This window comes from Pseudomonas sp. NFX5, from assembly GCF_049132125.1.
Classification (GTDB): Bacteria; Pseudomonadota; Gammaproteobacteria; order Pseudomonadales; family Pseudomonadaceae; genus Aquipseudomonas; species Aquipseudomonas marginalis.
In genome coordinates, this window is record NZ_JAFMZG010000035.1 from 54,446 (window position 1) to 77,195 (window position 22,750).

Genomic DNA, 22,750 nt, shown 5'->3' on the forward strand with positions numbered 1-22,750 from the left:
CCCGCGTTTTTTTTCGGCTCTTGCGGTAAGGTAACCGGCCATCAAGACCGTGTTACCTTCAAAGAAAGAGAGCAGGATGCTTGCCACAATAAGAAACTACCCCCGCGCCGTGAACCTGCTGTTGTCCGCCACGTTGCTGCTGACGCTGGCCAAGGCGATTACCTTTCCCTACCTGGTGATCTACCTCACCCGCCAATTTGCCCTCGACATCACCCAGGTCGGGCTGGTGATCGGCAGCTCGTTGATCCTTGGCTCGCTGCTCAGCGTATATGGCGGTTTTCTGGTCGACCGCATCAACAGTTATCGGCTGTTGCTGGGGTTGAGCGTGCTGTTTGGGCTGGGGTTTATCGGTACGGTGCTGGCGCAGAACATCTGGGCGTTCTACAGCTGCCTGATCCTGATCAACCTGGCCTACGCGGTCATCGATATTGCGGTAAAGGCCGGTTTTGCCAGCTTGCTGCCGGAAGATGCACGCAGCGAAGTTTTTTCCATCAAGTACACCCTGACCAATATCGGCTATGCCGCGGGGCCGTTCTTTGGGGCGATGGTGGCCAAGCTGGACATCAGCCTGCCGTTCATCCTGTCGGCGTTGTTGGGGGCGGGGTTTTTCCTGCTGTACTGGCGCTGGGGCGATCGCACCCTGGCGACCATCGATGTGACGCAAAAGCCGGTGCCGTTCCTGGCCGTCGGCCGCGTGCTGCTGCGTGACCATCGCCTGGTGTGCTTCACCCTTGGGGGTGTGCTCAGCGCCGTGGTGTTCGGCCAGTTCACCGCTTACCTCTCGCAGTACCTGGTCACCACCACCAGTGCTGAATACACCTACACCGTCATCAGCGCCGTGCTCACCACCAACGCCGTGCTGGTGATCGCCTTGCAGTACGTGATTGGTCGACGTATTTCCCACCGTTACCTCAGCCAATGGCTGATCGCCGGCCTGGGCATGTTCATGCTGGGCTTGATTGGTTTTGCGCTGTCCACCAGCGTGCTGTGGTGGGTGCTGGCGATGGCGGTATTTACCGTGGGGGAAATCATCGTGTTTCCGGCCGAATACATGTTTATCGACCGGATCGCCCCGGACCACCTGCGGGGCATGTACTACGGGGCGCAGAACCTGTCCAACCTGGGGGCGGCGTTGGGGCCGGTGTTGTGCGGGCTGGTGCTGGCCAGCCTGCCGGCCCATTACATGTTCTACATGCTGGGGGCGTTCATCGTCGCGGGCGGGGTGTTCTACTTCATTGGTTCGTCGTTGAAGGCGCGTCTTCCAGCGTGACCTTGCCCATGTTGTTGCTTTGCAGTTCGTAGCGCAGTTCTTCCACCATCTTTTCCACGTCTTGCGGGGTCTGCAGCCGGTTGGTGCTGATCCCCGTCACCACCAGGTCCACCCGGCCGGTGTCGGCGTCGTAGACCTTGAGGGTCAGCGACGCATCCCGGCACAGGGTGAACTCGCATGTCAGCGGCGCGAGGCCTTCTTCGATGCAATTTCGCAGTTGAGAGAGCGTAAACATGTGGGTTCCTTCAGGGTGTCGTTTTACGACGGCACAGGTTGAAAGCCCTGTACTCACACCCTGAAGGTTAGGGATTGGGACTGCGTGGGATAAGGCGAATTCGCACTAGCCGCACTAGTGCATTTGCACTTTTATCGGGTTTTCTTAACCCGCAATTCACCGGCAAACAGCCCGCGTTCACGGGCCCAGACAATCGCTGCACTACGGCTATGCACCCCCAGTTTCGAGTACACCGTGGCCACATGGTTACGCACCGTGTTGGGCGCCAATTTCAGGCGTGAGGCGATCTCCTTGTCGGCCAGGCCCTCGCAGATCAGGCCGAGTACATCGCGCTCGCGGGCGGTCAGGTCGGTGAAGGCCACGTTCGGCAGGTTGGGGCTGTTGACGCTCTTGGCATTGGCCAGTTTCTCGATCAGGGTCTGGCTGAACCAGGACGCGTCCTGCATCACTTCCTCGATGGCCGCCACCAACTCCAGCTCCGAGCGCTTGCGTTCGGTGATGTTCATCATCACCAGCAGATAGCAGGGCACATCCTCAATGATCACCGTGTCTGCCGAGACCACGCAGTCGATGACCTCGTTGCCTTTCTTGCGCACCTTGAGGTCCTGGCCATCGAGGTTGCCGGCTTTCTCCAGGGTGGCGAACAACTGCGCGGCCGCCTCCTGGTTGTCGATGAAGTTGATGTCTTCGATGGATTTACCGATCAGCTCTTCGCTGGTGTACCCGGTAATGGTCATGAACGCTTCGTTGACATCCACCACCTGCCGGTTGGCGGCGCTGCACACCAAGGTGGGCACCGGCGTCAGGCGAAACGACTTGGCGAAGCGCTCTTCACTCTGGCGCAGGGCAATCTCGGCCTTGCGGCGTGGCTCCAGGTCGGTGAAGGAAAACAGCATGCAGTCTTCCTCGTTCATGTCCAGCGGCTGGCCGGCGACGATCACCAGTTTGCTGCCGCCTCCGGGCAGTTTCAGCTCGGCCTGCATCTGCGGGATGGTCGCGCCTTCCCCCAGGCGCTGAATGGCCAGCTCCCTGCGTTCGGCATGCTCCAGCACGTCCAGTTCATACACGGACCGGCCGATTACCTGGTCACGGTTGTAGCCGGTCATCTCCAGGAAGCCCTGGTTCACTTTGATATAGCGCAGGTCGCTCAGGCGGCAGATCACCGCCGGCGCCGGGTTGGCGTTGAAGGTTTTCTCGAAGCGCTGTTCGGCGCTGGCCCATTCGGTGGCGTCGCTGAGGATCAGCACCAGTAATTCAGGCGTGCCATGGGAATCGCTGATGACCAGGCTGCGCAGGCGGTGCACCCAGGTTTTTTCTGCATCGGCGGTGGGCATGACCTCCACTACCACATCACTGAATTCATCGCCTGCCGCCACGCGGGCGAGGGGGTAATTCTCCAAGGGCAAGGGATGATTATTGCGATAGCGCAGGCTAAAGCGTTTGGCGTATTCCTGGGTATTGGCACCCAGTGCCGTGACGTCCTCCACACCGTGCATGGCCAGCGCGGCTTCATTGGCCCAGAGAATGGTCTGGTCGACTTCGGCCAGGATGATCCCGTCGGACAGCCCGGAGATAATCTGCTGCAGCTGGCGGCGGTTGGTTTCTTTGGCGAGGACATCCTGGGTCATGGTTTCTCCGGGTTTTAGACGCATGAAAGTACGACAGCCCGGTGTCAGGATAGTGCAGGGTAATTGCGCGGCGTGGGGTGCGAATGCACCAGATGGCCTGGTGCCTTTGCGCGAGGATGAGGAGTTGAAGCAACAGGCCGAGTATAAAACCCGTGAAGTGGCGCCCAAGCAGCTGTCGCGTGCGGCGTTGAGTTTCTTTGTGGGGCGAATGGCACTGACGGTGCGTCGGGTGCAATTGGGTTGATCGATTATTGTTGTGTTCAAAAGTGGTTAGGGGGGGGCCTAACCACACCTTTCAAGTTGCCAGCCAACCTACGATCGGCACAATCATCAACGTACTCAACGCCATTGAAACTACATTGCCAATGTACGGATGAAAATGGGCAGGCAGTCTCGCCGCAATTGCACAGGCCAACGGCGGTGCGATCAGTGCACCCAGCAATGCACTTGAAGTCACCACCATCCAACTGCCACCGTGGGTCAACACTGCTGCCGGTACCACAGATACCAACGGTACATAGGTGGGATACCAACCCCGTTTTATCCATTGATGGCGCCAGATCACTACGCCAAAAGCCGACGTCAGTGCCTGTGCTCCTACCATGTGCAAAAGCAGGCCGGAGCCATAAGCCGGGCTCATGGGGTTGAGGGCATAGGCAAGCAACACGCCTGCCAACAGTCCGAGACTGGCCAGCTCATTTCCAAAAAAGGGTGCTTCGGAAAAGTCCGCCAGCACTCGGCGCAGGCTCCAGAACACTCCGTAACTGGGCGGGGTAACAGGTATCGGTCGGTCTGGAGCGATAGAGTCCGAACGCACCAGCGAGGGCACCCGACGACACAGTGCAAATGCAATGACGCTTCCGATAGCCATGCCCAGCACATTACCGACCACGGCTGGTAAACCCAGTGGCACACACACCAGATTGACGATCAACAAGCACAGTGGAGTAACCAGTAAAGCTCCCAGCACTGCACCATTGAGGGCGACCTTCCAACCGCTGCCAAACATGAGCACCATCGCTGCTGGCAATGAAACAAACGCCGCAAACGTAGGCTGCCAGGTTTCGGCGGTAACGCTCCAACCCCACAGGAGGTTGCTCAGCAACAGCCCGATCAACGAACTGCTCACCACCCAAGGCCACAATCCGGTGCCATAGCAAATGGAAAAGCCCTGCCAGGCTTTGCCACGTTTGTTTGCCCACCATGCCAGATAGGCACCACTCAATAGGCCCAGTGACGCGAGTTCATGCTTGTAAAAGGCAACTTCGCTTATATCCCCCACTACCCACCGCACCCACGCTACGGGTTGGGGGAGGGCCGTCACCATCTCGTTGTATCCTGGCCATGAACCTTGATGACTGGATACAACCCATACCGCGAGCAAGGTAGCGACGAGTCCCAGTACAATAACTGTGATATCCGCTCGTGAGCGGGTTGGCGTTTTCCTGGCAAACAACGTTTCCATAGATTGCCCTCCTCTCAGCGAGGCAGGGCAGGGTGCTGGGAATACCCGAGCATCTGATCATAAAGATCATTGCGACGGTCCCGTTGCAGATCATTGAGGCTGTTCCAGATCGGCGCGCTGCGGGCGCTGGTGATGTCAATGTCGGCGAACAGGATCTCCTGGCGATTGGCCGAAGCCACAGCGCCGATTGGCCAGCCATTTGTCCCTGCAATCAAGGAGCATCCGAGATAACGGGCATCCCGCTCTTCACCAATGCGGCTCGCGGCCGCGATAAATACGTTGTTCACATGTGCAGCGGTCATCGTCAGGTACGACGCCATGCACTTTCCTGCCTCATCGAACAACGGCGGGGGTGTCCATACCCAATTGTTCAAGCTGCAAATGATATCGGCGCCTTGCTGGCTCAAAATGCGCGGTACCTCCGGAAACCAGATGTCCCAGCAGATCAGCAGGCCTATACGACCGATCGGCGTTTCAAACACTGGAAAGCCAGAATTCCCCGGGGTGAACCAAAGCTTTTCCAGGTTCCATAAATGGGCTTTTCGGTATTTGCCTATGAACCCGTCGGGCCCCAGCAATACGGCTGTGTTGAACAGCTGCATACCATCGATTTCGCTAAGACCGGCGACCAGATACACCTGGTGCTTGCAGGCAAAATCGATCCATTCCCGCACACTCGGTCCGTTCGGCACTGCCTCTGCATGATCAAACGCGTCCTGGCGGCTGCTGAAGAAATAGCCGCAGTTGGAAAGCTCCGGCAGCACGATCAGATTGGCGCCGCCGTTTACTGCTTCAGTCGCCAGTAGAAGACTTTGACGCAGGTTGTCGCTTCGGTTGGCTATACCGACCTGTGGGTTGAACTGAACGACGGCGACGCGGGCTCGGCTTGTTGGTTCACTCATGGGGATGACCTCTTATTGTTATGCAACCGGGTTTTGGTTGGATGTTTATAAGAGGTGAAGAAATGTTTAAAGAAAAGTCAGATAATTCCTGTTGTGACGTAGCCGGATTCTCTTGATGTAGTTTAAGTCTCTGTCTTGTACTCTGGATAATCTTGCATGCAAAAATCTCCATTGAATTTTGCTTGGGTCTTGTTGCAGATATTGATCACAGTATCAATGGCGCCTCTGAAGCAAGGTTCTGTCCAGCCAGCATCCACAGAAAAAGATTCACCACAAAGATAAAGCCCGGATGTGAGAGAGAAGTCCCTGTTGTATTTCATCAGGCCTACGGCGTCGTAGTAGGTGCCAGGGCGATAGAGTTTTGCACAGCCAAGGGCGTGTTTATCGTTCATCCAGCGCTGAACGATTGCTTGGTCACGTCCTATATAGGGAGAAATGCGTTTTTTAATATTTGTTGACTTCAAAAGTATCCTGTCCAGCTCTTCTATGCATTTGTCGACCAGTTCTCCGTCGCTGAACAGCGAAAGCTTTGTTGCATCATCCTCCCACGTGTAGCTTAAGAGGATACAGTCGTAAGTGTGGTTTTCATTGTAGCGATAGGTGTAGATATCATGTATGAAGCTATCGGTTACAATGGCTTGAGGTATGTTTTTATTGAGTGAGAGGAAAGATTTTTTGAGGGGCGCGTACACCTTGCAGCTGGTTTCCCAATGAGCCGTTTTGTAGGCTGCGATTGTTTCGAAGGGAAGCATGTCTTGGCTGAAATCCTCGATAAGAATTTGTGTTTCTATCAGCCATGATGGAAGGGTGATTACAAGTGAATCGACATCGATAAATTCACTTTTTGTTTTACTCGGCTGTGTAGTGTTCCAGTCGTAGTAAACCCTTGTTTTTCCATTCTCAAGTTTTTTTATTTTCGTTGCAGTACTGTTGGTCAGCAAACCGTATGGGCTTTTCAGTAAGTGTTCATATAATGATTCGGTGGTCTCTTGCGCTTTTATAAAAAGCAGGGATTCGGCCAGTGAGCCAAGACCAATGTAATTTGGTTTATTAAATTTTAGGCCTCTCGAGTCAACTGTCTCTGTGACGTCAAGATAAGGTGACGCCAGGGGGGCACCTTCTGAGTTCACACGGCCGTGGATCAGTTGCAAATGACTGCTGAAACCAAATATCGCCGTGCGTATTGGATAAATCGAGCAGACATCATAGAACGCTCCCCAACTGCCATCACCAATGCCGATTGAGTAAAAAACAGCCGACTCCTGTGCGGTCATTCCCATTCCGCCAAAGTTGCCAGGATCACTTTGCCGCCAGTGATCGATGGTTGGCATCTTCACCAAGTCACGAAATGACGTGCCCTCATATTTTTTTACTATGGCATCCCACATGTATTCCCAAGCGTCAGAGCCGAAATGCTCGGAAACGTGCAGGGCCATCCGTTCAGCAAATGCCTTCCACTTCGCAAAAACGGACCCTAAGATTTCACCGGGTGGTGATGTTTTTCCGTTTGGGTTTTTCCAGATAAGCATTGTGGGTTCACTGTCTCCTTCCAGGCTTCCTTCTCTCAGGTAGATTCCAGTTGAGTGGACGCTGGGGCTGCCGGGGTTTGGGAAGTCGGAGCAGACCAATTCAAATTCATTTGCGTAATAAGCCATGAGCGAACGACCATCTTTGGGCTGCTCATTTGATCTATTGAAGAACGGCATTCTCATTGCGCCCATCTCAAAAGGAGGGCGGCCAACAGTATTCGTATTATTACTACCAAGAGCTGTCAGGTGTCGACCGCCTATACGCTTTGACTTTTCTATTAGTGTGATATTTTTGAAGCCGCACCTATGCAGCTCGCGTGCAGTTGTTAAACCTGTAATTCCCGCACCAATAATGCAAATTTTGTGAGCAGTGTCGGTCGCTTGAGCAACGCCGTTTTCTTGCTCTACCAATGCTCGGTAATCGAAACACAAATCTGGCGGGCTAGGGAATCGTGCCCTCCATTTATTCTTTACAGTGCGCTTTTTACGATGACTTTGTTGGACTATATCTGCTGGATAATTAAAGTTTGAACCGATGGTCATTTTTGATGTTTCTCGTTCAGAATTGATTTTCTACTTATAGGTTGAATATAGGTTCTGGAAGAGACAATAAGCAGGATGTGATTTTTGGCTAGGGTATGTCGTGTTCTGTTGTAGGTGAAGGGGAACTGGCCCGAGTATTTGATTGTTCCACGCTCCGCGTGAAAGCGATCCAGAGCACAAAGATTGATATTACTTCACTGGCGTAAGGGGTTTACCCGCCGTCATCAAGTCGCAAGATTTTTTATCCGTGTGTCTCGTGTGTGCAAAAAACGCATTACTATTTAGTGGGGTGTATATACACACCCAAGGGTGAGGCGATGAGAAGTCGAGCAGATGATTGACCTGCTGGTTGCGGATGGTTGGTTTGAGGTGGCGGTGAAGGGCAGTCATCATCAGTTCAAGCACCCCGTGAAGCGGGGAAGAGTCACCGTCCCTCATCCCAAGTCAGAGATTGCCAAGGGCACTCTGCACAGTATTCTCAAATCAGCCGGTCTCAAATAATTGCCTGCTGGATGAATTGGGCGAGCTCCCACGGGCTCGGTCAGAGGAGGAGCAATGAAATTCCCTGTGGTAGTACACAAAGATGCTGATTCGGATTACAGCGTGACCGTCCCTGATGTGCCGGGGTGTTTCTCGGCGGGCGGGTCTTTTTCCGAAGCGCTGGACAATGTACATGAGGCATTGGCTCTGCATCTCGAAGGCCTGGTTGCCGATCAGGAACAGCTTCCTCAGGCGCTGGAGGTTGATGCCCATTTGGGTAATCCGGATTTTGCCGGTGGTGTCTGGGCGATAGTCGACTTTGACCTCACGCCTTATCTGGGGAAATCAGTGCGGTTCAATGCCTCTCTGCCGGAACACCTCTTGCAGCGGATTGACGAGCGTGTGCAAAAGGATCATCGCTATGCATCGCGGTCAGGTTTTTTGGCGACGGCAGCGCTGCGTGAGCTCTCTGCGTAAGTAAGCACAAGCGAGCACTCTGTATCGGCTTATGGCGTGTTCAAGTCGGGCCGACGCTATATCTACGGGATTTTTGTGGGGGGCAGTACTAAAGCAACGGGGTCGCTGCGCAGCCCAACGGAAGCAAGCTCCCTCGCTTGAGCGACGCAAGCGCTTGGGATTCTCTCGGAAACGTCCTGCAAGTTAAAGGGAAATGTCACGGCTGCGACTGTTCCTGCACTTGCCAAACCCCACCGATTCTGGGAAAACCCCAGCCTTTACGCCTTCAACGAGAACCCCATGAGCCCCGACGAACTCCAAATCACCGACATCCGCCCAGGCACCGGCAAAGCCGTGGTCAAGGGCGCACTGATCACCACCCAGTACACCGGCACCCTGGAAGACGGTACGGTCTTCGATTCGTCCCGGGAGCGGGGCAAGCCGTTCCAGTGTGTGATCGGCACCGGGCGGGTGATCAAGGGCTGGGACCAAGGGTTGATGGGCATGCAGGTCGGCGGGGTGCGCAGGTTGTTTGTGCCGGCGCACCTGGCCTATGGCGAGCGGTCGATGGGCGCGCATATCAAGCCCAACAGCAATCTGCGCTTTGAGATTGAGTTGCTGGAAGTGCTGACGCGGGACGATTAATTTCGCAAAAACCTGGCCCACCACCTCGTACGCAGCTGCCACCTCACATTCAAGCATCGGCGGCTTCAGGATGGGGGTTCCTGAACCCTCCCTGAAGAATCCTCTTATTCACCATATGGAAACTTTCCTACGGTTTACTCTCCTTAAATCGGGGCGTAAGCTTCGCGCGTTTTCATCAATAGCGGAGACCCTCTGTGGGTACTTGTTCGAGTGACAGTTGTCGGCCGGTCTCGGTAACCGGCACATACTTGGCAAGATAACGCGCATTTTTTTCGATGCCGTTGTCTCGCCACCTAGCGAGAAGCGGCATCCCGACAGCGGCCAGTCCTGGCCCCTGTGCGATCCCTCTCATCGACGCTGACCAGCACCCGGTTAACCTCGGGATGCTACGGACGCGCCTGCTTTTTACGGCGGGCGGGCCGGGCTGACTGTGCCTACGAAGCGGGCGCGGTGGGGCAGGCAGTACCTGCACGACGGTTTTTTTCCTCGCGCAGGAGTAACACACCATGAACCTCACTCTGTTGAAAGAGTTCTTCGCCGGCTTCCTGCGGACCCGGCATATCGCCCGGCATTTCCGCCGCCTGGCGATGCTCGAAACCGTCACCGATGCCAGCGTCAGCCGCGAAGTGCCGCCCACCCTGGCGCAAACCCTGGTGGTCGCGGCCAATAGCAGTGCCGTGCAATTGCTCGGTACGTTGGGCAGCCATACCGAGGGCTTGAGCGGCCTGGAAGCCGACGCCCTGCGCGTGCAATACGGCCTCAATGAAGTCGAGCACGAGCAGCCGCTGCCGTGGTGGGTGCACCTGTGGCATTGCTACAAGAACCCGTTCAACCTGCTGCTGACCTTGCTGGCGGTGATCTCCTGGCTGACCGAAGACATGAAGGCCGCCACGGTGATTTTCTCCATGGTGGTGCTCTCGACCCTGCTGCGCTTCTGGCAGGAGGCCAAGTCCAACAAGGCCGCCGATGCCTTGAAAGCCATGGTGAGCAACACCGCCACGGTGCTGCGCCGGGAGGATGCCAAGCGCATTGAATTGCCCATCAAGCAGTTGGTGCCAGGCGACCTGATCGTGCTCTCGGCCGGGGACATGATCCCCGCCGACTGCCGCGTGCTCAGCGCCAAGGACCTGTTCGTCAGCCAGGCGGCGATGACCGGTGAATCGATGCCGGTGGAGAAGTTCGCCCAGCAGCACGACACCAACACCCGCAACCCGCTGGACCTGGAGAACATCCTGTTCATGGGCACCAACGTGGTGTCCGGCGCCGCGACGGCGGTGATTCTGACCACCGGCAACAGCACCTATTTCGGTGCGCTGGCCCAACGCGTGACCGCCACCGACCGTGCGACCACCTCGTTCCAGCAGGGCGTCAACAAGGTCAGCTGGCTGTTGATCCGCTTTATGTTCGTGATGGCGCCGCTGGTGTTGTTCATCAACGGTTTCACCAAGGGCGACTGGACCGAAGCGCTGCTGTTCGCACTGTCGATTGCCGTGGGCCTGACCCCGGAAATGCTGCCGATGATCGTCACGTCCACCCTGGCCAAGGGCGCGGTGTTCCTGTCGCGCAAGAAGGTCATCGTCAAGCGCCTGGATGCGATCCAGAACTTTGGCGCGATGGATGTGCTGTGCACCGACAAGACCGGCACCCTGACCCAGGACCGGATTTTCCTGGCGCGTCATGTGGACGTGTGGGGCGAGGAGTCCGACGACGTGCTGGAGATGGCTTACCTCAACAGCTACTACCAGACCGGCCTGAAAAACCTGCTGGACGTGGCGGTGCTCGAGCACGTGGAGGTGCATCGCGAACTGAAGGTCGGCACCGCGTTCCAGAAGGTGGATGAAATCCCGTTCGACTTCAACCGCCGCCGCATGTCGGTGGTGGTGGCCGAACAGGGCCGGCCGCATCTGCTGATCTGCAAAGGTGCGGTGGAAGAGATCCTCTCGGTGTGCAACAGCGTGCGCCATGGCGAGGTCAACGAAGCGCTGACCGACGAGCTGCTGGCGCGCATTCGCCAGGTCACTGCCGCGTTCAACGAAGAAGGCCTGCGGGTGGTGGCCGTGGCTGCGCAACCGATGGCCCCGGGGCGCGACACTTACAGCCTGGCGGATGAAAACAACCTCACGCTGATCGGCTACGTCGCGTTCCTCGACCCGCCCAAGGAAAGCACTGCGCCCGCTCTCAAGGCGCTGAAAGCCCATGGTGTGGCGGTCAAAGTGCTGACCGGCGACAACGAGCTGGTCACCGCCAAGATCTGCCGCGAAGTGGGCCTGGAGCAGCAGGGCCTGTTGATGGGCAACGACATCGAGGACATGACTGACGCCCAGCTGGCCAAGGCCGTGGAAACCACCAATGTGTTCGCCCGCCTGACGCCCAGCCACAAGGAACGCATCGTGCGCCTGCTCAAGGCGAACGGGCATGTGGTGGGCTTTATGGGGGACGGCATCAATGACGCACCGGCGCTGCGGACGGCGGATATCGGGATTTCGGTGGACAGCGCGGTGGATATCGCCAAGGAAGCCGCCGACATCATCCTGCTGGAAAAGAGCCTGATGATCCTGGAGGAGGGCGTGCTGGAGGGCCGGCGCACCTTCGCCAATATGCTCAAGTACATCAAGATGACCGCCAGCTCCAACTTCGGCAACGTGTTCTCGGTGCTGGTGGCCAGCGCGTTTATCCCGTTCCTGCCGATGCTGCCGATGCACCTGCTGGTGCAAAACCTGCTGTATGACATCTCGCAGATCGCGATCCCGTTCGATAACGTCGACGAGGACATGCTCGCCAAACCCCAACGCTGGCAGCCGGGGGACGTGGGGCGGTTCATGCTGTTTTTCGGGCCGATCAGTTCGATTTTCGACATCACCACGTTCGCACTCATGTGGTACGTCTTCGATGCCAATACGCCTGACCACCAGACGCTGTTCCAGTCCGGCTGGTTCGTGGTGGGGCTGCTGACCCAGACGCTGATCGTGCACATGATCCGCACCCCGAAAATCCCGTTCCTGCAAAGCCGCGCGGCGATGCCGTTGATGGTGATGACCGGCGTGATCATGGCCGTGGGGATCTTCCTGCCGATGGGGCCGCTGGCGCATTACTTCAAATTGCAGGCGCTGCCGTCGCTGTACTTTGTGTTCCTGCCGGTGATCCTGCTGGCGTACATGGCGCTGACCCAGGCGGTGAAGGGCTACTACATCCGTAAGTTTGGCTGGCAGTGAACAGGGACGGTTTCCCATGCAAGCAATCGACAATATCAACCTCAACTCTCTGGTCGATACCCTGGTCAGCCTCACCGCCGCGTTTATCCTCGGTGGCCTGATCGGCTTCGAGCGCCAGTACCGCCAACGCACGGCGGGCCTGCGCACCAACGTACTGGTGGCGGTGGGGGCGGCGATTTTCGTTGACATGGCCAACCGCCTCGGCGGTGCGGAAGGCTCCGTGCGGGTGGTGGCGTATGTGGTGTCGGGCATCGGCTTTCTGGGGGCCGGTGTGATCATGCGCGAAGAAGGCAATGTGCGCGGTCTCAACACCGCCGCCACGCTCTGGGCGTCGGCGGCGGTGGGGGCGTGCGCCGGTGCCGACCTGGTCCTCGAGGCGTTGTTGGGCACGCTGTTTGTGCTGGCGGCCAATACGCTGCTGCGGCCCATCGTCAATAACATCAACCGCCAACCGCTGGATGTGGTGTCGGCGGAGGTCACCAACGTCCTCTATGTGATTGCCCGGCGCACCCAGCAAACCGCGGTATTGGCGTTGCTGGAAGCCGAACTGGCGCGCTGTAACTACCCGGCCAGCGATGTCGATGTGCGGCCGTTCGGCACTGAGGAAGTTGAAATCGAAGCCACCCTGGCGGTGACCTCGGTAGACGGTGACGAGTTGGACGCCCTGGTGGCGCGAATTTCCAGGTCGACCCTGGTGGTTCAGGCCTTCTGGAGCCCCAGCACCACCGAGTAGCTTTGGAGAGTTCCGAGGAAAAGTCCTACATTTAGTCGAGATTATCCCTTCATTGGCAAAAACACGCGGTTGCTAAGGTTGCGCGCTTGCGCCTGTTCAGGAATCAAGGCGTGGCTTCACATGTTTACTGTGTTTTTCAAAAGGAGGGGCCTGTACTGCCTGAGGTGTTTGACTGAGTAATCAGTGCCGCTTGTCGGAACTGTTACTTTTCACAGGTAGTGGGGTCTCGAGTGATATGTAAGCGTACTGATCTTCCCAGGGGAGTCTTATGAGCAACAAAGCTTTAATCGTGGATGATCACCCTTTTATACGCGCTACCGTGAAGTATCTATTGAGGCAGGAAGGTTTCGATACTATCTACGAAGCGGGTAATGGCGCTGATGCCATGCAGATTGCTCGCGAAGAACGTCCGGACCTGGTCATTCTCGACCTGGCGATGCCCAAGCTCGGTGGGTTGGAGGTGATCAGCCGGATCAAGGCGCTGGAGTTGCCCTGCCGGATCCTGGTGCTGACCTCGTATCTGGCGGTGTTTTTTTCCACTCGCTGCATGCGCGCCGGGGCGATGGGTTTTGTTGCCAAGACCGGTGAACTGGATGAGCTGCAAAAGGCGATCAGGGCGATCAGGTCCGGCTACAGTTGCTTCCCCAGCCTGCCCACCAGTTCGGTGCGTCGCGACGACCTGCAATCGACCGAGCAGGAGTTGGTGGAGGCGTTATCCGATCGCGAATTGACCGTGCTGCAGAAGCTGGCCCTGGGCCTGGGCAACAAGGATATTGCCGAGGACATGCTGTTGAGCCACAAGACTATCAGTACCTACAAGACGCGGCTCAAGGAGAAGTTGCGTATGTCGTCGGTGGTGCATCTGTCCAAGTTCGCCCAGCGCAATCATCTGATCTGAAATGCTCACCTCCCGGCGGGTGAAACGCGCGGCCATCCTGCTGATGGGGCTGTTGCCCTGGGCGGTGATGGCCTTGGAGGAATCCCACGATCTGAAACTGCTGGGTCACTCCACTCTTGAAAATCCCTCGGTGGTGTTGGACGAAGCCGACTGGCGCTGGCTACGCGAGCGCCGCACGCTCCTGATGGGGGTGTCGGCCCCCGACTACGCGCCCTTTGACTTGAGCAACAATGACGAGCTCGAGGGCATCACGGCCGATTTTGCGGCACTGGTTGCCGAGGCGCTGAATATCACCATCGACGTGAAGCGCTACGACACCCGTGATGAGGTGATCGAAGCCCTGAAGACCGGCGCCGTGGATTTTGTGGGATCGGCCAATGGGTTCGAGGCGGCCGACCCGGAGCTGGTGCTGTCCCGATCCTACGCCAATGACCAACCCGCGCTGGTGACACGCGCGGGGGAGAATCAGGTGCTGAAGGCTGACCTTGCCGGCAAGCGCCTGGCGATGCTCTACCACTACATGCAGCCCGAGGCCGTCCAGGCCTTTTACCCCGATGCGCAATTGCTCTTGTTTGCCTCGACCTTCGAAGCCATTGGTGCCGTTGCGTTCGGCCAGGCGGATGTGTACCTGGGTGACGCCATCAGCACCCGCTACCTGATCAACAAGAACCACCTTAATAACGTGCGCATGGCGGACTTCTCCGCATTGGAGGTCAACCCGTTCGGGTTCGCATTCGCCAAGGACAATACCCGCCTGTTGGGCATCATCAATAGCGCACTGGCCGCCGTTCCGGCCAACCAGCAGATGGAAATCCTGCGCCGTTGGAGTGCTGGCGGCAGCGGGTTCCTGGAGGCGGAGCAACTGCGCTTGAGCGCAAGTGAACAGCGCTGGCTGGAGAAGCACCCGCGGGTGAAAGTGGCGGTGCTCGATAAATTCGTGCCGTTGTCTTTTTTCAACGAACAAGAGCAATTCGAGGGATTGAGCTCCGAGGTTCTCTCGCGTATCAGTCTGCGTACAGGCTTGCGGTTTGATGTGGAACGGGGCAGTTCGCTGCCGCGGCAAATTGAACAGGCCAGTGCCGGTCGCGTGGACATGCTGGCGGTCGTCACGCCCAGTGTCGAGCGGTCCGAAAAGATCCGCTTTACTCGCCCTTATCTGTCCAGTCCCTATGTATTGGTGGTGCGCACCCACGACGAGCATCTGGTGACCCTGGAAGATATGCCTGGCAAACGCATGGCGCTTATTCGCGGCAACAGCCTGGCCGGGCAAATCAGCCGGGACTACCCGGGCATCGGGTTTGTCGACGTGGAGAACCCGGAGCAGGCCATGGAATTGGTGGTCAACGGCATCGTCGATGCGACTGCGGTTTCACTGATGAGCGCGCGCTACATGATCGCCCGCAATTACCGCAAGCGGCTGCGCATCACCAGCACTGTCGGGAGTGAGCCTGCACGCATTGCCTTTGGGGTCAACCGCAGCCAACTGGAGCTGTACTCGATCCTCGACAAGGCGTTATTGAGCATTACTCCAGAAGAAATGGACGAGCTGACCAATCATTGGCGCAGCGAGATCATCATCGAAGACAACTACTGGATACGTCACCGCAACATCATCCTCCAGGGGTTTGGCTTGGCCGCGCTGCTGCTGCTGGTCACCCTGGGATGGGTGTTCTACCTGCGCAGCCTGATTCGCAAGCGCACCCAGGCCGAGCGTGCGTTGAGCGACCAGATGCGGTTCATGAGTGTGTTGATCGACGGCACGCCGCACCCGATCTATGTGCGCGATCGCCTGGGGCGCCTGATGGCCTGCAACAATGCCTACCTCGATGTGTTCGGCTTCAAGTTGGAAGACGTCATCGGTAAGACCGTGGTGGAAACCGACACGGGGAACCCGCCCCAGGCCCAGTCGTTCCACGCCGACTATTTGCGTTTGATGGCGTTGGGCGAGCCGCAGGTTCATGACCGCGTGCTCAAGGTGCCCGGCGGCGAGGTGTTGACCATCTACCAATGGATGCTCCCGTACCGTGACAGCAATGGCAGCGTGGTGGGCATGATCGCCGGCTGGGTGGATGTCAGCGAGCGCCAGCGCTTGCTGGGGCAGTTGCAGGAAGCCAAGGAGGAGGCCGACGCCGCCAACCGTGCCAAGACCACCTTCCTGGCGACCATGAGCCATGAGATCCGTACCCCCATGAATGCCGTGATCGGCATGATCGAACTGGCCCTGAAAAACGCCGAGCAGGGCGTGGCTGACCGCGATGCGCTGGAGGTTGCGTCGGTGGCGTCCCGGAGCATGCTGGAGTTGATCGGCGATATTCTCGACATTGCGCGAATCGAATCCGGCCACCTGTCCCTGAGCCTGGAACCGGCCAATCTGCACGAACTGCTGGCCTCAGTGGCGCGGGTGTTCGAGGGGCTGGCGCGGGACAAGGGCCTGGTGCTGCAGGTGGAACTCGACCCGTTGATCGACCGGCCGGTGCTGGTTGACCCGCTGCGCTTCAAGCAGGTGGTGTCCAATGTGTTGGGTAACGCGATCAAGTTCACCGCCTCCGGCCATGTGCGCCTGGGCGCCCAGGGTGCACCGGTATTGACCGACGACCAGTTGCACCTGCGGTTGTGGGTGGAGGACACGGGTATTGGCATCAGTGCCGAAGATCAGCAGCGTTTGTTCAACCCCTTTATCCAGGGCAGCAATAACGAACAGCCGGCGCGAAGCGGATCGGGCCTGGGGTTGGTGATCAGTCGCAACCTGTGCGAGATGATGGGCGGTCAATTGCACTTGAGCAGTGTGCTGGGCAAGGGCACGCGGGTGGATGTGACGTTGACGCTGGCGCTGACCACGGCCATGCCTGCCAATGTACCGGTCCCCCACGTTCCGCCAGCGCGCGGGTTGAATATCCTGGTGGTGGATGACTACCCGGCCAACCGCTTGTTGCTGGCTCGACAGCTGAGTTTCCTGGGACATCGCATCACCTTGGCCGAGGACGGCGCCCAAGGATTGTCACTGTGGCAGGCCGGGCATTTTGACGGCGTGATCACCGATTGCAATATGCCCTTCAAGGACGGTTACGCATTGGCGCGTGATATTCGCGCACAGGAACGCCAGCGTGGGCTGGCGCCGTGCCTGGTCCTCGGGTTCACCGCCAATGCCTTGCCGCAGGAAGCCGAACGCTGCCGGCAAGCAGGCATGGACGGTTGCCTGTTCAAGCCGACCGGGCTTGAGGACTTGCGCCTGGCCTTGGCGTCACGCACCGCCGACGTTTCAACGACTGAGGCTGGGCTTACGTTTGACTTAAGCTCGCTGATCACGCTGACGGAGGGTGATAACGATGCTCTCGACGAGCTGCTGACGCCGTTGCTCGGCAGCCTCAACGAGGACTGTGCGCTGTTGCAGCCGCTGAAATCCCAGGCTGATTTCGCCAGGCTCCATGACCTGGCTCATCGGGTCAAAGGGGGCGCGCGTATGGTCAGGGCAAAGGCGTTGATCAACTGTTGCGAGATCCTGGAAAGCGTCTGTGAACGACGTGACAGCGGGGAACTGGGCGCTGCGGTAGCGGCGCTGGAAGAGGCCATCGAAGAGTTGCATCACAGCCTGGGCCGTTACCGCAATCAGGCTTGACCGCGGAATGTGGTCATTCGGTTGATTTGGGAGAACTCCTACAAGAAGGGGGAACATGCCTGATTTTGTCTTCGGGATATGTCTGGAAAATGGGCCTCGCTCACTGACGAGCGCTGCCTGCCCAGGGGTTTGCCATGCCGAACAAAGCACTGACCATCCTGATTGCCGATGAACAACACCTGCAACGGTTGTATATCGAAAAAATGCTCAATCAGTTGGGGTACCACCGGATCGTGCCGGTACAAACCTTCGAGGAAGTCCAGATACTCACGGCCATCCCGGCCGAACCCTTCGACGTGCTGATCATCAATGCGGGGCTGACGGCCCAGGCCCGTGGGCCCCAGCCCCAGGTGCGCCATGTATTGGTCTACGATCACCTGGATGTGGGCGCACACCCCGGCGTAACGCCGGCGGTGCTGGTGCGGCTGCCCGGCGTGCCGGACAACGTCAATCTCGAACACTTCATGGACATCATCGATCCCCCCGAGGCCACTGCCGGCCTGCGGGTGTTGCCATGGCTGCGCGAGTTATCCCGCACACCGGTGGCGGGGGTTTAATCCCACTTCGGCGCGATGCCCTTGGGGCTGGTCAAGCGCTGGCCCCGTTCCAGCCCGGCAATGTGCGCCATGTCAGCTGCGCTCAAGGTCAGTTGCAGGGCCTTGAGGTTGCTTTGCAGGTTGGCACGCTTGGTTGAGGACGGGATGACCGCATAGCCCAATTGCATGGCCCAGGCCAGGGTCACTTGCGCCGGGGTGGCCTGATGGCGCTCGGCGATCTGCTGGATCACCGGGTCCTTGAGCACTTCACCGTAGGCCAGGGTCATGTACGAGGTGATCTGGATACCGTTGGCGGTTGCGAAATCCACAACCTGCCGGTTTTGCAGATAAGGGTGCAATTCGATCTGGTGGGTGGCGATGTGCTCGGCACCCACGGCTGCGATGGCCTGCTTCATCAGGGCGATGGTGAAGTTGGAAACACCGATCTGGCGTGTCAGGCCCAGGCGTTTGGCTTCCAGCAACTGCCCCATGAATTCGGTGACGGGCACCTGGTCTTCCGGCGATGGCCAGTGGATCAGGGTCAGGTCCAGGTAATCGGTCTCGAGCTTGCGCAGGCTTTCCTTGAGGCTTGGGATCAGCCGGCCTTCAGCAAGGTTGGCGATCCAGATCTTGCTGGTGACAAACAGCTCGTCCCGCGGGATGCCGCTGGCGGCGATGGCCCGGCCAACGTCTGCTTCATTCTCGTAGATCTGCGCGGTGTCGATGACACGGTAGCCCAGTTCCAGGCCGGTGCTGACGGAATCGATCACCACCTGGCCTTGCAGGCGAAAGGTACCGAGGCCGAAGGCAGGGACTTTTGGCGTGAGGGTAGACATCGGTAACTCCAATAGGGCCGTAGGCAATGGCGTTGAGTATCCCCTCGTCGTTGCTTCGGAAACACCGTCGACGCCGAAAAGGACTCTTGCCTGCACGTCACGAATGGCCTGTGTGCCGCAGGTTCTCATGAGGCGCTGTACCTGCGGCAGCAGCGCCTCGATCCATCAGCCTTAAGCGCGCAGGCGCTCGGCAGCCGCACGCAGCAACTGCTCGGTGGCGGTCCAGCCCAGGCAGCCATCGGTCACCGACACCCCGTATTTCATCGACGGGCTCAATGGCTGGCAGCCTTCGAACAAATGGCTTTCGAGCATCATGCCGATCAGCGAGGTATCACCCTGCAAGCGCTGCTCCAGCACATCGTTGAACACGGCCGGTTGGCGCAACGGGTCCTTGTTGCTGTTGGCATGGCTGCAGTCGACCATGATCCGCGGGGTGACCTTGGACTTGGCCAGGTCGTGTCTTACCCGCGCCACGCTCTGCACATCGTAGTTCGGCCCGTGATGCCCGCCGCGCAGCACCAGGTGGGTGTCGGGGTTGCCCGGGGTCTGGATGATCGCCGGATGGCCTTGGCTGTCGACGCCGAAGTGGCGGTGCGGGTGAGACGCCGAGCGCATGGCGTCACAGGCAATCGCGACGCCGCCATCGGTGCCGTTCTTGAAGCCCACGGGCATGCCCAGGCCGCTGGCCATCTCGCGGTGGATCTGCGACTCGGTGGTACGCGCGCCAATCGCCACCCAACTGAGCAGGTCATCGAAGTAGCCGGCGGCCATGGGTTGCAGCAACTCGGTGGCGACCGGCAGGCCCAGGCGCAGCATTTCGCGCATCAGCTCGCGGGACAGGGTCAGGCCGGCGGCCATGTCATCGCTGCCATCCAGGCGAGGGTCGTAGGCCAGGCCTTTCCAGCCGATCGTCGTGCGGGGTTTTTCGACATAGGCGCGGATCACCAGCAGCATCTGGTCGCCGACGTCGAGGGCCAGCTTCTTCAGGTTACGGGCGTATTCCATGGCCGATTCCGGGTCATGGATCGAGCACGGACCGACAATGACCAGCAAGCGTGAATCTTCGCCATTGAGGATGGCGCGCACGGCTTGGCGGTGGGCGTGGATCTGTTCGTTGAGGAACGGGCTGAGGGGCAACTGGTGCTTGAGCTCAAGCGAGCTGGGCAGGCGCTGGGTCAGGGCTTCATTGGCACTGTTCAAGGCAGAGAGGGGCAGAGCGGCGACGGAGGAGTTCATATTCAAGGTTTCCTGGGCAAGCGGCGGGCTATTCCCGCGCGCTCGGCCTACTGGGGTGTTCGACAATTCGCCGTATCGGCGACGTGTGTTGGTTTGCCACCGATAGGTGACCGATCGGAGGCGGCAGGCTGTCCCGAGCGGAGCTGGCTAAATCGCCATGCAGTGCACATGTCGTAGCGGTAATAGGTGGCGTAGTTCATGTCGTGATTCCTCTAAGTGTTCTTGATCAAGTTGAAAAGTTTATGGAGACCTGAAAAACAAAACCCCCGGTCGGGGAGCCGACCGGGGGTTAGATTTCTCTGGTAGGCGACCCCTTGGTAAGTGGGCGCCGATTTCAGGTATCAGGCGCGCCAGTGGCTAAACCAATACCCAAAATAAAAGCTGACCAGTGCGCTCGAACCGTTCACACGGGTAGCCGACACCGAGCGCTGGGCGCTGGCAGCAGGGCAAACCTGAGTGTGGGTGAGTTGCAACATGGTGTGTCTCCAAATGTATGGGGGAGCTTACTCGAGGCACGCAGGCAGATTCAATCAGTAATTTCTATTGCGGTGGGGGACTTACGGCTATGGGGGGAGTGCCGATATGCTGTTTGCACTTTGATACTGATTGCTTGGACGCGACCATGACTGCCTTCACCCTTGCTGCTGCTCAATCCATTTCCATCGCGGGCGATGTCCCAGCCAATATTGAACGGCACCTCGTATTTATGCGCACGGCGGCGGAACAGGGTGTGCAATTACTGGTGTTCCCCGAGTTGTCGTTGACAGGGTATGAGCCGTCGCTGGCCGCTGAATTGGCGATTGCGCCGTGGGACAAGGTGCTGGCACCCCTGCGCGAGATGGCACGTGAGCTGCGATTGACGGCGGTGGTGGGAATGCCGATCCGACTGACGCCAGAGGCGGGCGTGCTGATCGGTGCGTTGGTGCTGGGAGCGGATGGCTCCCTGGCGGTCTACACCAAGCAGCATCTGCATGCCGGCGAAGAGGCTGTGTTTGTCCCAGGGCAGGGCGGTGCGGTCCTTGAGCGTGGGGATGAACGGATTGCGCTGGCGGTGTGCGCAGATTTTTCCCAGGCCAGCCATCCCCGTGCCGCGGCGCGAGCGGGCGCCACGGTGTATGCCGCCGGGGTGTTGATCAGTGAAGGCGGCTACGCCACGGACAGTGCGCTGCTCCAAGCCTATGCCGCTGAACATGGCCTGCTGGTGTTGATGGCCAATCATGGCGGCCCGTCGGGTGGCTGGGCCTGCGCCGGTCGCAGTGCGATCTGGGCCGCCAATGGCCGTTTGCTTGCTGCTGTACCTGGCGTGGGGGATGCGTTGCTGATTGCCCGTCGCGATGGCGGGGGTTGGGTCAGCCACGTGATGGCTGTCTAATGGCTTTTCACCTGCGCGCTGCAACGGACCAGGACCTGCCCTTTGCGCGGAAGTTGACCCACGAGGCCATGGCCCGCTACTACGTGCAGTACGGGTTGTGGTGGTCCAACGACGGCTTTGATACGGCCTGGGCCGATCGGGAAAACTGGCTGATTTGCCGGGACGACAGTGTCTTGGGCTTTATCAGCCTGAGCCGCGACAGCCGGGCCCTCTATATTCGCGAGTTGCATCTGCTCGAGGCGTATCGCGGGTTGGGTGCGGGTGGCTGGGTGTTGGAGCAGATGGCGCTCAAGGCGCAAACGTTGGGACTGTTGCGTTTGACCGTATTCAAGACCAACCCGGCCAGGAGGCTCTATCAGCGCATGGGGCTCAGCATCGTAGGTGAAGAAGACTGCTTCTGGCGTATGGAGCGTGTTTGTCGCTCAAGCTAAAACGTGCACCCACTCCTTATAAGCGCATACTGGCCTCAGGCGCCGACTTCCTGATCGTTGTTCAGGTCTCCCGTCTCAGCAAGGATGATCCCTTCTTTCATGCCCAAAAGGACCGCTACCTTATGGGCTTCCCCACGCCGTCCCTTTTTGCGCCCAGCGAGCACTTGATAGGTGGTTGCCGGATCTACGCCATGTTCACGGGCGAACGCTTGAACTGACTTTCCTTGATGTTCCAGCCAGGCCTTGGCTTGTGCAGCGGTACGGATTCCGGGCATAGTTCAAAACCGTTCAAGTTTGTTTAATAAGAGATGAATGTGTCACCTCTTGGGGTGTGCCAAATAGGATCATACATCCAAATGAGTGGAATCGGTTCGCGTTTACGGCAAGAAAGGGAGCGACTTGGCCTGTCGCAAAAAGTGTTTGGTGAAATCGGAGGCGTTGAAGCCAACGCACAAGGTAAATATGAAAGTGGAGGGCGCGCGCCTAAAGCGGATTACCTGTCTCGTGTCGCCGAAAGAGGCGTGGATGTACTTTACGTGTTGACCGGCGCAGCCACGCCGATTCAATTGGAGAATCTGAGCCAGATTGAAGAAAAAGTCCTCGGGGATTATCGCGCAATGTTCAAGGAAGACCAGGCTGCGATCCGTCGCCTGACCTCGACGTTGGCCGAGCACTCGATTGCGATGAATGGAAAACCCAAGCCACAGCCCCAGGATTCCTGACCCTT

At 58.3% G+C, this 22,750-nt stretch carries 20 protein-coding genes and 1 pseudogene; 13 read left to right on the top strand and 8 right to left on the bottom strand.

The features are described 5' to 3' along the window. Positions 1 to 76 precede the first annotated feature (76 nt). Positions 77 to 1,270 (top strand): MFS transporter, encoded by a 1,194-nt coding sequence (locus J1N02_RS24830; RefSeq protein WP_027603186.1) that lies wholly within the window; start codon positions 77 to 79, stop codon positions 1,268 to 1,270. Here the strand turns inward: J1N02_RS24830 and J1N02_RS24835 are convergent. Together J1N02_RS24835 and J1N02_RS24840 are read right to left on the bottom strand one after the other, a co-directional pair. Beyond that, positions 1,233 to 1,505: a DUF1652 domain-containing protein gene (locus tag J1N02_RS24835; protein ID WP_027603187.1), complete on the bottom strand. Its 273-nt coding sequence runs from the start codon at positions 1,503 to 1,505 to the stop codon at positions 1,233 to 1,235. The two genes, J1N02_RS24830 and J1N02_RS24835, sit on opposite strands and share 38 nt — an antisense overlap. Positions 1,506 to 1,636: 131 nt before the next feature. After that, entirely contained in the window at positions 1,637 to 3,133 is a 1,497-nt protein-coding gene (locus J1N02_RS24840) for a PAS domain S-box protein (RefSeq protein ID WP_092359251.1), read from the bottom strand. A 22-nt stretch (positions 3,134 to 3,155) separates the two neighbouring features. Here J1N02_RS24840 and J1N02_RS24845 point away from each other — a divergent pair, with 22 nt between their 5' ends. Then, positions 3,156 to 3,377 (top strand): hypothetical protein, encoded by a 222-nt coding sequence (locus J1N02_RS24845; protein WP_133822152.1) that lies wholly within the window; start codon positions 3,156 to 3,158, stop codon positions 3,375 to 3,377. Positions 3,378 to 3,428: 51 nt separating this feature from the next. On the opposite strand, the gene J1N02_RS24850 is transcribed toward J1N02_RS24845, so the two are convergent. The 3 genes from J1N02_RS24850 to J1N02_RS24860 all read right to left on the bottom strand — a co-directional run bounded on the left by J1N02_RS24850 (position 3,429) and on the right by J1N02_RS24860 (position 7,572). Further along, positions 3,429 to 4,598, bottom strand: coding sequence for a hypothetical protein (locus J1N02_RS24850; protein ID WP_169899763.1), 1,170 nt, complete (start codon positions 4,596 to 4,598; stop codon positions 3,429 to 3,431). Between the two features lie 14 nt (positions 4,599 to 4,612). After that, on the bottom strand, positions 4,613 to 5,500 hold the full coding sequence (locus J1N02_RS24855; protein ID WP_421147927.1) for a nitrilase family protein: 888 nt from the start codon (positions 5,498 to 5,500) through the stop codon (positions 4,613 to 4,615). A 122-nt stretch (positions 5,501 to 5,622) separates the two neighbouring features. Further along, positions 5,623 to 7,572 (bottom strand): flavin monoamine oxidase family protein, encoded by a 1,950-nt coding sequence (locus J1N02_RS24860; RefSeq protein WP_421147928.1) that lies wholly within the window; start codon positions 7,570 to 7,572, stop codon positions 5,623 to 5,625. Positions 7,573 to 7,889: 317 nt separating this feature from the next. Here J1N02_RS24860 and J1N02_RS24865 point away from each other — a divergent pair. The 8 genes and pseudogenes from J1N02_RS24865 (at position 7,890) to J1N02_RS24900 (ending at position 18,169) form a co-directional block, all read left to right on the top strand. Further along, positions 7,890 to 8,073 (top strand): annotated as a pseudogene (locus tag J1N02_RS24865) (type II toxin-antitoxin system HicA family toxin). Between the two features lie 54 nt (positions 8,074 to 8,127). After that, entirely contained in the window at positions 8,128 to 8,529 is a 402-nt protein-coding gene (locus J1N02_RS24870; protein ID WP_108574650.1) for a type II toxin-antitoxin system HicB family antitoxin, read from the top strand. 279 nt (positions 8,530 to 8,808) lie between these two features. Then, positions 8,809 to 9,153, top strand: coding sequence for an FKBP-type peptidyl-prolyl cis-trans isomerase (locus J1N02_RS24875; protein ID WP_169899765.1), 345 nt, complete (start codon positions 8,809 to 8,811; stop codon positions 9,151 to 9,153). 506 nt (positions 9,154 to 9,659) lie between these two features. Further along, positions 9,660 to 12,365, top strand: a complete 2,706-nt coding sequence (gene mgtA / locus J1N02_RS24880; protein WP_146477418.1) for a magnesium-translocating P-type ATPase — start codon at positions 9,660 to 9,662, stop codon at positions 12,363 to 12,365. A 16-nt stretch (positions 12,366 to 12,381) separates the two neighbouring features. Continuing rightward, entirely contained in the window at positions 12,382 to 13,098 is a 717-nt protein-coding gene (locus J1N02_RS24885) for an MgtC/SapB family protein (RefSeq protein WP_421147929.1), read from the top strand. A 268-nt stretch (positions 13,099 to 13,366) separates the two neighbouring features. After that, positions 13,367 to 13,996, top strand: coding sequence for a response regulator transcription factor (locus tag J1N02_RS24890; protein ID WP_027603197.1), 630 nt, complete (start codon positions 13,367 to 13,369; stop codon positions 13,994 to 13,996). 1 nt (position 13,997) lies between these two features. Next, the gene (locus J1N02_RS24895) at positions 13,998 to 17,612 is read left to right on the top strand and encodes a transporter substrate-binding domain-containing protein (protein WP_421147930.1); all 3,615 of its coding nucleotides are present in this window, start codon (positions 13,998 to 14,000) and stop codon (positions 17,610 to 17,612) included. 134 nt (positions 17,613 to 17,746) lie between these two features. Further along, positions 17,747 to 18,169 carry a chemotaxis protein CheY gene (locus J1N02_RS24900; protein ID WP_098479920.1) on the top strand — a complete coding sequence of 141 codons (423 nt, stop codon included), beginning with the start codon at positions 17,747 to 17,749 and terminating at the stop codon, positions 18,167 to 18,169. Here J1N02_RS24900 and dkgB read toward each other — a convergent pair. Next, on the bottom strand, positions 18,166 to 18,984 hold the full coding sequence (dkgB, locus tag J1N02_RS24905) for a 2,5-didehydrogluconate reductase DkgB (RefSeq protein WP_027603200.1): 819 nt from the start codon (positions 18,982 to 18,984) through the stop codon (positions 18,166 to 18,168). The genes J1N02_RS24900 and dkgB overlap by 4 nt on opposite strands. A 171-nt stretch (positions 18,985 to 19,155) precedes the next feature. Next, on the bottom strand, positions 19,156 to 20,220 hold the full coding sequence (locus tag J1N02_RS24910; protein WP_027603201.1) for a 3-deoxy-7-phosphoheptulonate synthase: 1,065 nt from the start codon (positions 20,218 to 20,220) through the stop codon (positions 19,156 to 19,158). Positions 20,221 to 20,842: 622 nt separating this feature from the next. On the opposite strand from J1N02_RS24910, the gene J1N02_RS24915 reads away from it, so the two are divergent. Beyond that, positions 20,843 to 21,592: a carbon-nitrogen hydrolase family protein gene (locus J1N02_RS24915; RefSeq protein WP_027603202.1), complete on the top strand. Its 750-nt coding sequence runs from the start codon at positions 20,843 to 20,845 to the stop codon at positions 21,590 to 21,592. Continuing rightward, positions 21,592 to 22,023 (top strand): GNAT family N-acetyltransferase, encoded by a 432-nt coding sequence (locus J1N02_RS24920; RefSeq protein ID WP_098479918.1) that lies wholly within the window; start codon positions 21,592 to 21,594, stop codon positions 22,021 to 22,023. Before J1N02_RS24915 ends, J1N02_RS24920 begins: the two co-directional genes overlap by 1 nt. A gap of 35 nt (positions 22,024 to 22,058) precedes the next feature. Here the strand turns inward: J1N02_RS24920 and J1N02_RS24925 are convergent, their stop codons facing one another. Then, positions 22,059 to 22,298: a DNA-binding protein gene (locus J1N02_RS24925; protein WP_065947535.1), complete on the bottom strand. Its 240-nt coding sequence runs from the start codon at positions 22,296 to 22,298 to the stop codon at positions 22,059 to 22,061. 81 nt (positions 22,299 to 22,379) lie between these two features. On the opposite strand from J1N02_RS24925, the gene J1N02_RS24930 reads away from it, so the two are divergent. Continuing rightward, positions 22,380 to 22,745 (top strand): helix-turn-helix domain-containing protein, encoded by a 366-nt coding sequence (locus J1N02_RS24930; RefSeq protein ID WP_027603205.1) that lies wholly within the window; start codon positions 22,380 to 22,382, stop codon positions 22,743 to 22,745. Positions 22,746 to 22,750: the final 5 nt, after the last annotated feature.

What these genes read in the sequence shown, in the direction of transcription:
- J1N02_RS24895 (WP_421147930.1), top strand. Translation starts at nt 13,998, where the DNA reads ATGCTCACCTCCCGGCGGGTGAAACGCGCGGCCATCCTGCTGATGGGG.
- J1N02_RS24835 (WP_027603187.1), bottom strand. Translation starts at nt 1,505, where the DNA reads ATGTTTACGCTCTCTCAACTGCGAAATTGCATCGAAGAAGGCCTCGCG.
- J1N02_RS24930 (WP_027603205.1), top strand. Translation starts at nt 22,380, where the DNA reads ATGAGTGGAATCGGTTCGCGTTTACGGCAAGAAAGGGAGCGACTTGGC.
- J1N02_RS24885 (WP_421147929.1), top strand. Translation starts at nt 12,382, where the DNA reads ATGCAAGCAATCGACAATATCAACCTCAACTCTCTGGTCGATACCCTG.
- J1N02_RS24875 (WP_169899765.1), top strand. Translation starts at nt 8,809, where the DNA reads ATGAGCCCCGACGAACTCCAAATCACCGACATCCGCCCAGGCACCGGC.
- J1N02_RS24910 (WP_027603201.1), bottom strand. Translation starts at nt 20,220, where the DNA reads ATGAACTCCTCCGTCGCCGCTCTGCCCCTCTCTGCCTTGAACAGTGCC.
- J1N02_RS24840 (WP_092359251.1), bottom strand. Translation starts at nt 3,133, where the DNA reads ATGACCCAGGATGTCCTCGCCAAAGAAACCAACCGCCGCCAGCTGCAG.
- J1N02_RS24850 (WP_169899763.1), bottom strand. Translation starts at nt 4,598, where the DNA reads ATGGAAACGTTGTTTGCCAGGAAAACGCCAACCCGCTCACGAGCGGAT.
- dkgB (WP_027603200.1), bottom strand. Translation starts at nt 18,984, where the DNA reads ATGTCTACCCTCACGCCAAAAGTCCCTGCCTTCGGCCTCGGTACCTTT.
- J1N02_RS24830 (WP_027603186.1), top strand. Translation starts at nt 77, where the DNA reads ATGCTTGCCACAATAAGAAACTACCCCCGCGCCGTGAACCTGCTGTTG.
- J1N02_RS24870 (WP_108574650.1), top strand. Translation starts at nt 8,128, where the DNA reads ATGAAATTCCCTGTGGTAGTACACAAAGATGCTGATTCGGATTACAGC.
- J1N02_RS24890 (WP_027603197.1), top strand. Translation starts at nt 13,367, where the DNA reads ATGAGCAACAAAGCTTTAATCGTGGATGATCACCCTTTTATACGCGCT.
- J1N02_RS24860 (WP_421147928.1), bottom strand. Translation starts at nt 7,572, where the DNA reads ATGACCATCGGTTCAAACTTTAATTATCCAGCAGATATAGTCCAACAA.
- J1N02_RS24925 (WP_065947535.1), bottom strand. Translation starts at nt 22,298, where the DNA reads ATGCCCGGAATCCGTACCGCTGCACAAGCCAAGGCCTGGCTGGAACAT.
- J1N02_RS24920 (WP_098479918.1), top strand. Translation starts at nt 21,592, where the DNA reads ATGGCTTTTCACCTGCGCGCTGCAACGGACCAGGACCTGCCCTTTGCG.
- J1N02_RS24900 (WP_098479920.1), top strand. Translation starts at nt 17,747, where the DNA reads ATGCCGAACAAAGCACTGACCATCCTGATTGCCGATGAACAACACCTG.
- J1N02_RS24915 (WP_027603202.1), top strand. Translation starts at nt 20,843, where the DNA reads ATGACTGCCTTCACCCTTGCTGCTGCTCAATCCATTTCCATCGCGGGC.
- J1N02_RS24855 (WP_421147927.1), bottom strand. Translation starts at nt 5,500, where the DNA reads ATGAGTGAACCAACAAGCCGAGCCCGCGTCGCCGTCGTTCAGTTCAAC.
- J1N02_RS24845 (WP_133822152.1), top strand. Translation starts at nt 3,156, where the DNA reads ATGAAAGTACGACAGCCCGGTGTCAGGATAGTGCAGGGTAATTGCGCG.
- mgtA (WP_146477418.1), top strand. Translation starts at nt 9,660, where the DNA reads ATGAACCTCACTCTGTTGAAAGAGTTCTTCGCCGGCTTCCTGCGGACC.